Source organism: Paracidovorax sp. (assembly GCF_057642795.1).
Genome location: NZ_JBXYZY010000001.1, coordinates 39579 through 52089 on the forward strand (window position 1 = coordinate 39579; position 12511 = coordinate 52089).

Annotated in this window: 11 protein-coding genes, 1 pseudogene and 1 riboswitch; of the genes and pseudogenes, 10 read left to right on the plus strand and 2 right to left on the minus strand. The window is 67.1% G+C overall.

Annotation, left to right across the window (positions count from 1 at the left end; translation table 11 throughout):
* Positions 1-196: 196 nt before the first annotated feature.
* The 3 genes from AC3A84_RS00190 (at position 197) to AC3A84_RS00200 (ending at position 2040) form a co-directional block, all read left to right on the plus strand.
* Positions 197-754, plus strand: coding sequence for a cytochrome b (locus AC3A84_RS00190; RefSeq protein WP_487967756.1), 558 nt, complete (start codon positions 197-199; stop codon positions 752-754).
* A 60-nt stretch (positions 755-814) separates the two neighbouring features.
* On the plus strand, positions 815-1393 hold the full coding sequence (locus tag AC3A84_RS00195) for a YceI family protein (protein ID WP_487967757.1): 579 nt from the start codon (positions 815-817) through the stop codon (positions 1391-1393).
* 68 nt (positions 1394-1461) lie between these two features.
* Positions 1462-2040 (plus strand): YceI family protein, encoded by a 579-nt coding sequence (locus AC3A84_RS00200; RefSeq protein WP_487967758.1) that lies wholly within the window; start codon positions 1462-1464, stop codon positions 2038-2040.
* 114 nt (positions 2041-2154) lie between these two features.
* On the opposite strand, the pseudogene AC3A84_RS00205 reads toward AC3A84_RS00200, so the two are convergent.
* Positions 2155-2763 (minus strand): annotated as a pseudogene (locus AC3A84_RS00205) (glutathione S-transferase).
* A 128-nt stretch (positions 2764-2891) separates the two neighbouring features.
* Here AC3A84_RS00205 and AC3A84_RS00210 point away from each other — a divergent pair.
* Positions 2892-3332: an Lrp/AsnC family transcriptional regulator gene (locus AC3A84_RS00210; RefSeq protein ID WP_092941788.1), complete on the plus strand. Its 441-nt coding sequence runs from the start codon at positions 2892-2894 to the stop codon at positions 3330-3332.
* Between the two features lie 20 nt (positions 3333-3352).
* On the opposite strand, the gene AC3A84_RS00215 is transcribed toward AC3A84_RS00210, so the two are convergent.
* Positions 3353-4660, minus strand: coding sequence for a voltage-gated chloride channel family protein (locus AC3A84_RS00215; RefSeq protein WP_487967759.1), 1308 nt, complete (start codon positions 4658-4660; stop codon positions 3353-3355).
* 123 nt (positions 4661-4783) lie between these two features.
* Positions 4784-4856, minus strand: a riboswitch (Fluoride riboswitch).
* 210 nt (positions 4857-5066) lie between these two features.
* Here AC3A84_RS00215 and urtA point away from each other — a divergent pair.
* The 6 genes from urtA (at position 5067) to AC3A84_RS00245 (ending at position 12502) form a co-directional block, all read left to right on the plus strand.
* Entirely contained in the window at positions 5067-6329 is a 1263-nt protein-coding gene (gene urtA, locus AC3A84_RS00220; protein WP_487967760.1) for an urea ABC transporter substrate-binding protein, read from the plus strand.
* Between the two features lie 163 nt (positions 6330-6492).
* Positions 6493-8076, plus strand: a complete 1584-nt coding sequence (gene urtB / locus AC3A84_RS00225; RefSeq protein WP_487967761.1) for an urea ABC transporter permease subunit UrtB — start codon at positions 6493-6495, stop codon at positions 8074-8076.
* Between the two features lie 15 nt (positions 8077-8091).
* Positions 8092-9291: an urea ABC transporter permease subunit UrtC gene (urtC, locus tag AC3A84_RS00230; RefSeq protein ID WP_487967762.1), complete on the plus strand. Its 1200-nt coding sequence runs from the start codon at positions 8092-8094 to the stop codon at positions 9289-9291.
* Positions 9288-10166 (plus strand): urea ABC transporter ATP-binding protein UrtD, encoded by an 879-nt coding sequence (urtD, locus tag AC3A84_RS00235; protein ID WP_487967763.1) that lies wholly within the window; start codon positions 9288-9290, stop codon positions 10164-10166. The genes urtC and urtD overlap by 4 nt, the downstream gene beginning before the upstream one ends.
* 864 nt (positions 10167-11030) lie before the next feature.
* A complete protein-coding gene (urtE, locus tag AC3A84_RS00240) occupies positions 11031-11735 on the plus strand; it encodes an urea ABC transporter ATP-binding subunit UrtE (protein ID WP_487967764.1) in 705 nt (234 codons plus the stop codon).
* 110 nt (positions 11736-11845) lie between these two features.
* A complete protein-coding gene (locus AC3A84_RS00245; protein ID WP_487967765.1) occupies positions 11846-12502 on the plus strand; it encodes a LuxR C-terminal-related transcriptional regulator in 657 nt (218 codons plus the stop codon).
* Positions 12503-12511: the final 9 nt, after the last annotated feature.

The window sequence follows — 12511 nt, forward strand, 5'->3', positions numbered from 1 at the left end:
GCTGGCGATCGCCTCGCAGCGAGTGGAGCAGCCGTGCAGGTCATCGTTCAGCCGCTGACGGGATGGGTATTTGTTCACAAAGATTGAATCAAAACATCAATTCCATTGAAGTTTTCCGGACAGTCTGACCCTAGACTGCAGACGCACAGCCCGGCTGCATTGCGCGGCCGCCTCCCTATCCCTGCCCCATGACTCCATGAGCCTGTCCCGTCCGGCCCGCTACACCACCACCGCCATCGCCCTGCACTGGCTGCTGGCCATCGCCATCGTCGGCGTGTTCTGCGTGGGTCTCTATATGACAGGGCTGCCCTTTTCGCCCCAGCGCCTGAAGCTCTACAACTGGCACAAGTGGGCCGGGGTCACCATCCTCACCCTCTCGCTGATGCGGCTCGTCTGGCGTATCACGCACCGCCCGCCCGCGCTGCCGCCCGCCATAGAACATGCCATGCCGCGCTGGCAGCAGGTGGCGCACCATGCCACCCATCATCTGCTCTACGCGCTCTTCTTCATCGTGCCGCTGGTGGGCTGGGCGTATAGCTCGGCGGCGGGCTTTCCGATCGTGTTCCTGGGCATCTTGCCGCTGCCGAGCTTCGTGCCCGTGAGCCCCGAGCTGGCCGAGGCCATCAAGCCCTGGCACGAGATCACGGCCTACGCGCTGGCGGCGTTGGTGGTGCTACATGTGACGGCTGCGCTCAAGCACCATGTCATCGACCGTGACGGACTGCTCTCGCGCATGTTGCCGGGCCGGGGCTGAGCGCCTCGTTCACCCGCTGTGCCTTTCTTTCCTTTTATTTTTTCCCGACGGAGCCTTTTCATGCGTCTTCTGACCACGTCCCTGGCCGGCCTGGCCTTCGCCTCCAGCGCACTGATGGCTGCAGTACCTGCCTGGGCCCAGCAGGCGCTGGTGCCGGCGCAGAGCGAAATCCTCTTCGTGAGCAAGCAGATGGGCGTGCCAGTGGAAGGGCGCTTCAAGAAGTTCGACGCGCAGATCGCCTTCGACCCCGCCAAGCCAGCGACCAGCAAGATCGCCTTCACCGTGGACACGGGCAGCGCCACCTTGGGCGTGAAGGAAAGCGATGCCGAACTGCCCAAGGCCACCTGGTTCAACGTGCCCAAGTTCCCGCAGGCGACCTTCCAGTCCACCGCCATCAAGGCCGCCGGCCCCGGCAAGTTCGATGTGGCCGGCAAGCTGAGCATCAAGGGCGCCACGCAGGACGTGAACGTGCCTGTCACGCTCACGCAAAGCGGCAGCATCACCACCGCGACGGGTGCCTTCACCATCAAGCGCCTGGCCTTCAAGATCGGCGAGAACGAGTGGGCCGACACCTCCATGGTGGCCGACGACGTGCAGGTGAAGTTCAAGCTGGCGCTGACCGGCGTGGGCAAGCTGTAAAGCGCTGCGTTTCCTTTTTTCTTAGTCCCTTTTCGATCCCGTTTTCTTTTCAACCTGGAGTTATCGACATGCGTCAATCCTTCTTCGCCCTGGCCGCTGTGGCCGCCACCCTGGTTGCCGGCGCCGTTCAGGCCCAGACCGCCACGTATGCCGTGGATCCGACCCACACCTTCGCCACGTTCGAGATCAGCCACTTCGGCGCCAGCGTGAACCGCGGCCGCTTCGACAAGAAGGAAGGCACGATCCAACTGGACAAGGCCGCCAAGACCGGCAAGGTGGAGCTGACCATCGACATGACCTCCATCGACACCGGCACGCCGGCTTTCGACAAGCACCTGCAAAGCGCCGACATCTTCGACGCCGCCAAGTACCCCACGGCCAAGTTCGTGGGCGACAAGTTCGTCTTCGACGGCGACAAGCTGACCTCCGTTTCGGGCGAGCTGACCATCAAGGGCAAGACCCAGCCCGCCACCTTCAAGGCCAACCAGTTCGCCTGCTACCAGAACCCCATGCTCAAGCGTGAAGTCTGCGGCGGCGACTTCGAGACCACCATCGACCGCACCGCCTTCGGCGCCGACTACGGCGTGCAGTACGGCTTCCCCAAGAACGTGCGCATCGTCGCGCAGGTCGAAGCCGTCAAGCAGTAATCGATCGGCTGAGGGTTCGGCTGCCGCCAGTGCGCTGGCGCGGCCGGGCACGAAGGGCTGGCTCCGGGCAACCGGGCCGGCCCTTTTTCTTTGGGGGTGAAGGAGTCCGCCGTCTCAGACCTGCGGGCAGGCCTGGAACGCCGGCAGGCGCTCGGCCGCTGCGGTAAAGGCCGCGATCTGCGGATGCTGCTCAGCACCCACCTGGCCCGGCAGCAGCAGCTGCGTGAAGCTCCAGGCCACGGCCGTGGCCACGCTGCCGTGCGTCATGGCTGCGGCCTCGGCCACCAGCGGCACGCGCGTGATCTCGGCCTCCAGCGTGGCGAAGGCTGCCGCGAGCTGTCCCTGCACGCGGTCCAGCCAGGGCTGGTGCTGCTTTTCCGCCGGCCGCAGATTTCGCTCATAGACGATCTGCACGGCCTTCTCGCACCCGGCCAGCGCCAGTCCGGCCAAGCGCAGGTCGTGGCGCAGCGCGGCGGGCTCGGCCGGCGCCAGGCGCCGCGTGCCCAGCGTGTCGGCTCACTGCAGGATCAGGGTTGAATCCATGAGCACCTCGCCGCCGTCGCAGACCAGCGTGGGCGCCTTCACCACCGGGTTGATGCGGCCGAAGGCCTCGAAGGTGCTGAACACCGAGAGCGGCTGGTGCCCGAACGGCTGGCCCAGCAGGTGCAGCGACACGCCGACGCGGCGGACATAGGGAGAATCGAACATTCCGATGAGTTGCATGGCGACGAGAATCCAGGGGAGTTGAGTCCGGCAACGATAGCCCGGGCCCGCCGCCGGCAGGAAGGGGCGGGCATCGGAAATGGCCGGCCTGCACCGATGACTCATCGGCCAATCGAGGAAGCGAAGCGATGGAACTGGACAAGAAAGACCGGCTGATCCTGCAGGCGCTGCAAGCCGATGCGCGGCAGAGCCTGGCGGCATTGGGCAAGCGCATCGGCCTGTCGCAGCCCGCGATGAGCGAACGGGTGCGCAAGCTCGAAGCCGCGGGCGTGATTGAAGGCTACGGCGCGCGGGTCAACCTGCGCGCCATCGGCGTGGGCCTGCAGGCCATCATCCGCATCCAGACCACGCATGCGGGTATCGCGCCCTATGTGCAGCTCTTCCAGCAGATGCCCGAGGTGCTGGAGGCCGACCGCGTGACCGGCGAGGACTGCTTCATCGTGCGCTGCGCCATCGCCCAGCCGGCCGATCTGGAGCGCGTGGTGGATGCGCTGGCCGTGCACGGCGCGGTGACCACTTCGCTGGTGCTCTCCAGCCCGGTGCGCAAGGCGGTGACGGTGCCGGCTTAGCCGAGGCGAGCCGGCCTGCGTCATTCCTGGGCGTGCTGTCTGCGCTCGGCCTTGCGGTAGCCGGCGATCTCTTCCAGCCGCAGATCCGCCGGCAGCCCTGACGCGCGGTGCTTGCTCTGCCCCACGCGCTGGGCGTGATAAATGCCCGCATGCCCCGAGCACAGATAGCTCGCGACGCAGGCGATGGCCGCCAGCGGGCCGATCTCGGGGCTGAACAGCTCCACGGCCATGACCGTCGTCGCCACGGGCGTGTTGGCCGCGCCGGCGAAGACGGCCACGAAGCCGAGGGCCGCCAGCATGGGGAAGGGCAGGTGCAGCAGCGGCGCCAGCGCATTGCCCAGGGTGGCGCCGATGTAGAAGAGCGGCGTGACCTCGCCGCCCTTGAAGCCCGCGCCCAGGGAGGCGACGGTGAAGGCGAGCTTGCCCAGCCAGTCCCACGGCGCCAGCGGCTCTTGGAAGGCCTGCACGATGGTGGGGATGCCCAGCCCGATGTAGCGGTAGCCGTCGAGCGCCCACACCGCCGTCGCCACCACGGCGCCGCCCACCAGCGGGCGCAGGGGCGGGTAGGCGATCCACCGCTTCATGAGGCCGCCCAGCCGGTGCGTGGCGCTGGCGAACGCCAGCCCGGCGAGGCCGAAGACGATGCCCGCCACGACCACGGCGGCCACGCTCCAGAACGCCACCGGCACCACCAGCGCCACGGCGTAGTGCGTGTGATGCACGCCCCAGGCCAGCCCGACCTGGTCGGCGACGATGGCGGCCACCACGCAGGGGAAGAGCGCGTCGTAGCGCATGCGCCCGATCGCCAGCACCTCCAGCCCGAAGAGGGCCCCGGCCAGCGGCGTGCCGAACACCGACGCGAAGCCCGCGCTGATGCCGGCCATCAGCAGGATGCGCCGGTCCTCGGCCTTGAGCCGCAGCAGGAGCGTGAGCTGGTCCGCCAGCGCGCCGCCCATCTGCACGGCCGTGCCTTCGCGGCCCACGGAAGCCCCGAAGAGATGCGAGACCACCGTGCCCCCGAGCACCAGCGGCGCCATGCGCAGCGGCACGACCTTCTTCGGGTCGTGGATCTCGTCGAGCAGCAGGTTGTTGCCGCGATCGACGGAGCGGCCCAGGCGGTGATAGACCCAGCCCACGGCGAAGCCGGCCAGCGGCAGCAGCCAGATCGCCTGGCGGTGCGCCTCGCGCCAGCGGGTGGCCCAGTCCAGGGCGAAGAGGAAGAACGCGGACGCGGAGCCGGCGAGCACGGCGACGGCGGCGGAGATGGCGAGCCACTTGCCGATATAGGGCAGCAGCTCGGCCTGTTCGATGCGGTGGAATCGGGTCATGGCGATCGGTGGAGGGGTGTCGTAACGAACCTGATCGACCGGCGGAGCACGGGGGAGGGGACGATGAGCGCGAAGCGGACGCGCGCGCCTACAGACCTGCCGTGAAATCCATCGATTCATCAGGTGGCTGTAGGCATCATCAGCAACGGGCGATGCCGTCGCGGTTCAAGGGAGGAATGCCATCTCCCGGCGCGGATCATAAGCCGGCGCTAGGCGGCAGCCGCCTTGGCTGGCCGCCCCGGGAGCGGGGCGGCATCAGCGCCGGCGTACGCCACCTGGCGTATAGGCCGCAGGCGGCGCGCTCTTCAGAATCGGCTCCATCGCAGGCAGCCATCGAAAGCCTGGCCAGACGGCCGGCACGGGGCCTGCGAACCAGGTCGTTTCACCCCATCGGAGAGCCCGCACCATGCAACGTCGTTTCACCCTCAAGGCCCTGTCTGCCGCAGCCGCTGTCGCCAGCCTGGCCGTCTTGCCCGCCCACGCCCAGGACACCATCAAGGTCGGCGTGCTTCACAGCCTCTCGGGCACCATGGCGATCTCGGAAACCGTGCTGAAGGACACGGTGCTGATGGCCATCGAAGACATTAACGCCAAGGGCGGCGTGCTGGGCAAGAAGCTCGAGCCCGTGGTGGTGGACCCGGCCTCCAACTGGCCCCTGTTCGCCGAGAAGACCAAGCAGCTGCTGGGCCAGGACAAGGTCTCGGTGATCTTCGGCTGCTGGACCAGCGTGAGCCGCAAGTCCGTGCTGCCGGTGGTCGAGGAAATGAACGGCCTCTTGTTCTACCCCGTGCAGTACGAGGGTGAGGAGCTTTCCAAGAACGTGTTCTACACCGGCGCGGCGCCCAACCAGCAGGCCATTCCCGCGGTCGATTACCTGATGAGCAAGGACGGTGGCGGCGCCAAGCGCTGGGTGCTGCTGGGCACCGACTACGTCTATCCGCGCACCACCAACAAGATCCTGCGCGCCTACCTGAAGTCCAAGGGCGTGAAGGATTCCGACATCGACGAGAAGTACACCCCCTTCGGCCACAGCGACTACCAGACCATCGTGGCCGACATCAAGAAGTTCAGCCAGGGCGGCAAGACGGCGGTGGTCTCCACCATCAACGGCGACTCCAACGTGCCCTTCTACAAGGAGCTCGGCAACGCGGGCCTGAAGGCCAAGGACGTGCCGGTCGTCGCCTTCAGCGTGGGCGAGGAAGAGCTGCGTGGCGTGGACACCAAACCCCTGGTGGGCCACCTGGCGGCATGGAACTACTTCATGTCGCTCAAGAACCCGACGAATGCCGCGTTCATCAAGCAGTGGAGCGACTACGCGAAGAAAAACAACATCCCCGGCCACAAGGACAAGCCGCTGACCAACGACCCGATGGAAGCCACCTGGATCGGCGTTCACATGTGGGCCCAGGCCGTGGAAAAGGCCAAGACCACCAACGTGGACAAGGTGATCGCCGCGATGGCCGGCCAGACCTTCCAGGCGCCCAGCGGCATCGTCTCCAAGATGGACGAGAAGAACCACCACCTGCACAAGAGCGTGTTCATCGGCGAGATCAAGGCCGACGGCCAGTTCAACGTGGTGTGGAAGACGCCCGGCCCGGTCAAGGCCAAGCCGTGGAGCCCTTACATCGAGGGCAACGACAAGAAGAAGGACGAGCCTGAGAAGAAGTGACACCCCCCTGAGCGGCTGCGCCGCTTCCCCCCCTCCCTCACGCGGCGCGTGGGAGGGGCGACGACGCCAGCGGCCGGGCGAAGCCCGTTCCGCGGCGTCTGCTGGTCTGGGGTGAGGTCACCGCACTGCTTCTTTCTGACGTTTCGCTCCGGGTTTCATTTCCATGCTTCTTTCCATCTTCCATCGCTTGATCGCCTGCCTGCTGCTGATCTGCGCAGCGGTGCAGGCGCATGCGCTTACGGCGGAGGCCGCTCGGGCCATGGCTGTGGGCGATACCGATGAGCGCATCGCGGCGCTGCAGCAGGCCATCGCCACGCCGGACAAGGCCACGGTGGCGTTCATCCGGGCGATGGCGGACGATGCGGTGAAGATCGCCGGCGACCGGGCCATCGTGGTCCGGGACGAGCAGGGCGTCGATCCGGTGACGGGTGCGCCCGTCGCCGTGCCCTCGGAGGCCGAGGACATCGTCAACAACAACCGCATGCGCGGCGAATTCGATGCGGCCCTGGCTTCGCTGCAGCTGCTGTCGCCCGACGTGGCCCAGCGGCGCGCCGCCCTCGACGCGCTCAAGGAAGAGACCGACGAGGCGCGCCTGCCGCTCATCGAGAAGGCCCTGGCGGCCGAGCACGATGCCGGCCTGAAAGCGCGGCTCGAAAGCATCCGCGCGCGCATGCTGCTGGCCAGCAGCGATGCTGCCCGCCGCACCGAAGCCGCCCATTACCTTGCCGAAAGCGGCGACCCCGCCACGCGCACCGCGCTGCTGGAGCAGCTGCGCCAGGAGCAGGACCTGAAGGCCAGGGCCGCCATGGGCGCCGCGCTCAAGCGCGTGGAGGACCGCCTGCAGTGGGGCGAGCGGCTGGCCGCGCTGTTCTCGGGCATCAGCCTGGGCTCCATCCTGCTGCTGGTGGCGCTGGGCCTGGCCATCACCTACGGCCTGATGGGCGTGATCAACATGGCGCACGGCGAGCTGATGATGATCGGCGCCTACGCCACCTTCGTCATGCAGGGCCTCTTCCAGAGGTACCTGCCCGGCGCGTTCGACTGGTACCTGGTCGCGGCCGTGCCGGTGGCATTCTGCGCTTCGGCGTTGATGGGCGCGGTGCTGGAGCGTGGCGTGATCCGCTTCCTCTACGGCCGCCCGCTGGAGACGCTGCTGGCCACCTGGGGTATCAGCCTGATGCTGCAGCAGCTGGTGCGCACGGTGTTCGGCGCGCAGAACGTGGGCGTGGAGAACCCCGCCTGGATGAGTGGCGGCGTGCAGCTGATGGACAACCTGCAGCTGCCCTGGAACCGCCTCGTCATCGTGGCCTTCGCCTTCGCCGTGCTGGCGGGCGTGGCCTATCTCATCAGCCGCACGCGCCTGGGCCTGTTCGTGCGCGGCGTCACGCAGAACCGGCCGATCGCCTCGTGCATGGGCGTGAACACGGCGCGCATCGACACCTACGCCTTCGCGCTGGGCTCGGGCATCGCGGGCCTGGCCGGCTGCGCGCTGAGCCAGGTCGGCAACGTGGGGCCTGACCTGGGGCAGAGCTACATCGTGGATTCGTTCATGGTGGTGGTGCTGGGCGGCGTGGGCCAGCTGGCCGGCACGGTGTATGCCGCGCTGGGCCTGGGCGTGCTGAACAAGTTCCTCGAAGGCTGGACCGGGGCCGTGCTGGCCAAGATCGCCGTGCTGGTGTTCATCATCATCTTCATCCAGAAGCGGCCGCAGGGCATCTTCGCCGTGAAAGGCCGCACAGCGGACTGAGGGGCGATCCACATCATGACCACCAAGCTTTCTTCTACCTCTGCCGTGCAATTGCCCGCGCCAGCACCCCTGCTCACCCGCACCGGCTGGACGGCCTTCATCGTCGCGCTGATCGTGGTCTGCGCCGTGGCGCCCGCGCTCAACCTGTGGGTGCCTGCGGGCAGCCCGCTGCACCTGTCGGACTACGCTGTGGCGCTGCTGGGCAAGATCATGTGCTATGCCATCTGCGCGCTGGCCATGGACCTGATCTGGGGCTACACCGGCATCCTGAGCCTGGGCCACGGCCTCTTTTTCGCGCTGGGCGGCTACGTGATGGGCATGTACCTCATGCGCCAGATTGGACGCGAAGGCAACTACCAGAGCGACCTGCCCGACTTCATGGTGTTCCTCGACTGGAAGGAGCTGCCCTGGCACTGGGCGCTGTCGGACAGCTTCATCGCCACGCTGGTGCTCATCGTGGCGGTGCCGGGGCTGGTGGCCTTCGTGTTCGGCTACTTCGCCTTCCGCTCGCGCATCAAGGGCGTGTACTTCTCCATCATCACGCAGGCCATGACATATGCGGCCATGCTGCTTTTCTTCCGCAACGAGACGGGCTTTGGCGGTAACAACGGCTTTACCGACTTCAAGCGCATCCTGGGCCATCCCATCGCCACTCCGACCATGCGCATGCTGCTCTTCGTGCTCACCGGGCTGGCGCTGCTGGGCTTCTTCCTGCTCGCCCGCTGGCTGGTGCGCAGCAAATTCGGCCGCGTGCTGCAGGCCGTGCGCGATGCGGAAACGCGGGTCATGTTCTCGGGCTATTCACCGCTGCCCTACAAGCTCACGATCTGGACCATCAGCGCCATGATGTGCGGCGTGGCCGGGGCGCTCTACGTGCCGCAGGTGGGCATCATCAACCCGGGCGAGATGAGCGCGGCCAACTCCATCGAGATCGCGGTCTGGGCTGCGGTGGGCGGGCGCGCCACGCTGATCGGGCCCATCGTGGGCGCCTTTTTGGTCAACGGCGCCAAGAGCTGGCTCACGGTGACGGCGCCGGAATTCTGGCTGTACTTCCTGGGTGCGCTCTTCATCGCCGTGACCCTGTTTCTGCCCAACGGGGTGGTCGGCCTGCTGCGCCGCGCGAAGAAGGAGCCCAAGGCTGCGGTGGCGCCCGCCACGGCTGCCATTGACGCCAACGCGGAAAGCCTGCGCAAAGAGGAGGGCGCAGCATCATGACCCCCGACCTGATGGAAGAAGGCGTGCGCCGCGTAGGCGCCGCGCAGGCACCAGCCGATGCCGCCGGCCAGACCGAATCCGGCGGCCGCGCCGCAGGCTTCTCGCGCGTGGCCGTGCCCGGCGAGGTGGACGTGGCCCATGGCCGCATCCTGTACCTCGAAGACGTCCACGTGAGCTTCGACGGCTTCAAGGCCATCAACGGCCTGAACCTCGACATCGCGCCCGGCGAACTGCGCTGCATCATCGGCCCCAACGGCGCGGGCAAGACCACGATGATGGACATCATCACCGGCAAGACCCGGCCCGACCGGGGCACGGTGTTCTTCGGCAGCACCATCGACCTGCTGCGCCACAACGAGCCGCAGATCGCCGCCCTGGGCATCGGCCGCAAGTTCCAGAAGCCCACGGTGTTCGAGCAGCTCACCGTGTTCGAGAACCTCGAACTCGCCTTGAAGACGCACAAGGGCGTGGCCTCGTCCATGTTCTTCGAGCTCGACTCCGCTCAGTCGGACCGCCTGGCCGAGGTGCTGCAGACCATCCACCTGGCCCACCAGCCGGCCCGCCCGGCGGGCGAGCTGAGCCACGGGCAGAAGCAGTGGCTGGAGATCGGCATGTTGCTGATGCAGGACCCGAAGCTGCTGTTGCTCGACGAGCCCGTGGCGGGCATGACCGACGACGAGACGGCGCGGACTGCGGAGCTATTCCTTTCCTTGAAGGGGCGGCACTCGCTGATGGTGGTGGAGCACGACATGTCGTTCATCCGGACGATCAGCGAGAAGGTGACGGTGCTGTGCGATGGGGCGGTGCTGGCGGAGGGGACGTTGGATGAGGTGCAGGGGGATGAGCGGGTGATTGAGGTTTATTTGGGGCGGTGATGGGGTGCTTGAGCTTTGAGGTCGCTGCGCTGGGCTGTTTAGGCATGCTCTGTGGCGTTGCTTCCCGGGGCCGGGATGTGCGCCCGGCGGCGCACTCACTTTCTTTTGCTTCGCCAAAAGAAAGTAAGCAAAGAAAAGGCGACCCTACTGTGCGTGTCCCTTCGCTGCGCTACGGGCAACCTGCGATGCTCGGTCGGCGGGTGCTGCCGCAGAACTCACTGCGCGCTGCGCGCTCCGTTCAAACATGCTGCGGCAAGTCAGAGCACGAAGTGCGTGTGTCCTTCGGCACACGCACGCACCCGCCGCCCTGCGCTTCTCGGCACGCACAGAAGGGAGTGGGGAACCACACGGGCCATTGCTTCGCTCGGCCGAGTCCTGGGAGCGCACTGCGCACTGCAGGCGCCGCAGCGCGAAGCGCGCGCGTGCCGGGCCGAGCGAAGCAATGGCCCGTGTGCGGTTCCCCACCCCTGCTGGCTGCGCCTGCGGCGGGGTGCTTGCGGGGTGCGCATGCGTGCCGAAGGACACGCATGCCTCGTGCTCTGACTCGCCGCGGCTGTCCGAACGGAGCGCTGCCAAGCGCGTAGTGAGTTCTGCGGCGGCACCCCGCAAGCGCCCCGCCGCAGGTCTGCCCCGTAGCGCAGCGAAGGGGTCGCAGACTGGGGGGCGCCTTTTCTTTGCTTACTTTCTTTTGGCGAAGCAAAAGAAAGTGAGTGCGCTGTCGGGCGCACATCCCGAGCCCCGGGAAACAACCGCCCAGCGAAAGTCAAAGCAGCATCCAAATCAAGCAATCGCTGAAGCAACTCCTAAAAAAATAGCAGCACACGCAAGAAAAACAAGCGCTACCAGCCCAAAACACCACAAACCATGCTCACCGTCCAAAACCTCCACCAGTACTACGGCGGCTCCCACATCCTCCGCGACGTGAGCCTCACCGCCGCCCCCGGCAAGGTGACCGTCCTGCTCGGACGCAACGGCGTCGGCAAGACCACGCTGCTCAAGAGCCTGATGGGCCTGGTGCCCATCAAGAGCGGCACCATCACCTTCGACGGCCAGCCCCTGCAGGGCAAGACGCCCTACGAGCGCGCCCGCGCCGGCATCGGCTTCGTGCCGCAGGGCCGCGAGATCTTCGGGCGGCTCACGGTGGAAGAGAACCTGCGCATGGGCCTGGCGTACAAGAGCGCCGCCACACCCGTGCCGGAGCATCTCTACGCACTGTTTCCCGTGCTCCAGCAGATGCTGGGCCGCCGGGGCGGGGATCTCTCCGGCGGGCAGCAGCAGCAGCTGGCCATCGCCCGGGCGCTGGCGCCCAGCCCGCGCCTGCTGATCCTCGACGAGCCCACCGAAGGCATCCAGCCCAGCATCATCAAGGACATCGGCCGCGTGATCCGCCGCCTGGCCGACCAGGGGCTGGACGGCCAGGCGGTGGCGGTACTGCTGTGCGAGCAGTACTACGACTTCGCTGAAGAACTCGCCGACGAGTACCTGGTGATGGAGCGTGGCGAGGTCATCGCGCGCGGGCCCGGCAGCGAGATGAAGGACAAGGGCATCCAGCGGCTGGTCGCCATCTGAAGCACAGGGCCAAGCCAGGGCCAGTCGAAGCAGCCCTCCGCTGGACGAATGAATCGGCACGCAAGCGGCTCCGACGCAGGCGGTGCGCCGCCATGGCAGACTCAAGCCCCATGACCGAGCCCACTCCCGCGCCCGCCTTGCTGGTCGCCGACGACCACCCCATGTTCCGTGCCGCCGTGCTGCATGTGCTGCACGAGCGCGTGCCGCAGTACCGCACGCTGGAGGCGGTGAGCGCCGCATCGCTCGGCGCGGTGCTGCAGGAGCATCCGGAGGTGGAGCTGGTGCTGCTCGACCTGAGCATGCCGGGCACGCGGGGCTTCTCTGCGCTGCTGCATGTGCGCGGCGAGTATCCGCAGCTGCCGGTGGTGGTGATCTCGTCGAACGACCATCCGCGCGTGATCCGTCGCGCGCAGCAGTTCGGCGCGGCGGGCTTCATCCCCAAGTCGGCGCCGGCCGAATCGCTGGGCGAGGCGGTGACGGCCGTGCTGGACGGCGGCAGCTGGTTTCCGCCCATGGAGGCCGAGCGTTCCGAGGCCGACGCCGAGCTGGCCGGCCGGCTCGCGCAGCTCACGCCGCAGCAGTTCCGCGTGCTGCTGTGCCTGGCCGACGGGCTGCTGAACAAGCAGATCGCGCACGAGCTGGGCCTGGCCGAGAACACCGTCAAGGTGCATGTGACGGCCATCCTCAAGAAGCTGGAGTGCTACAGCCGTACCCAGGCGGCGGTGCTGGTCAAAAGCCTGGAAGCCGACGCCGACGCTCCGAATTGAATCGAAGGT

Excerpts from the sequence above, each read along its gene's own strand:
- AC3A84_RS00190 (WP_487967756.1), top strand. The coding sequence starts at position 197 with ATGAGCCTGTCCCGTCCGGCCCGCTACACCACCACCGCCATCGCCCTG.
- AC3A84_RS00195 (WP_487967757.1), top strand. The coding sequence starts at position 815 with ATGCGTCTTCTGACCACGTCCCTGGCCGGCCTGGCCTTCGCCTCCAGC.
- AC3A84_RS00200 (WP_487967758.1), top strand. The coding sequence starts at position 1,462 with ATGCGTCAATCCTTCTTCGCCCTGGCCGCTGTGGCCGCCACCCTGGTT.
- AC3A84_RS00210 (WP_092941788.1), top strand. The coding sequence starts at position 2,892 with ATGGAACTGGACAAGAAAGACCGGCTGATCCTGCAGGCGCTGCAAGCC.
- AC3A84_RS00215 (WP_487967759.1), bottom strand. The coding sequence starts at position 4,660 with ATGACCCGATTCCACCGCATCGAACAGGCCGAGCTGCTGCCCTATATC.
- urtA (WP_487967760.1), top strand. The coding sequence starts at position 5,067 with ATGCAACGTCGTTTCACCCTCAAGGCCCTGTCTGCCGCAGCCGCTGTC.
- urtB (WP_487967761.1), top strand. The coding sequence starts at position 6,493 with ATGCTTCTTTCCATCTTCCATCGCTTGATCGCCTGCCTGCTGCTGATC.
- urtC (WP_487967762.1), top strand. The coding sequence starts at position 8,092 with ATGACCACCAAGCTTTCTTCTACCTCTGCCGTGCAATTGCCCGCGCCA.
- urtD (WP_487967763.1), top strand. The coding sequence starts at position 9,288 with ATGACCCCCGACCTGATGGAAGAAGGCGTGCGCCGCGTAGGCGCCGCG.
- urtE (WP_487967764.1), top strand. The coding sequence starts at position 11,031 with ATGCTCACCGTCCAAAACCTCCACCAGTACTACGGCGGCTCCCACATC.
- AC3A84_RS00245 (WP_487967765.1), top strand. The coding sequence starts at position 11,846 with ATGACCGAGCCCACTCCCGCGCCCGCCTTGCTGGTCGCCGACGACCAC.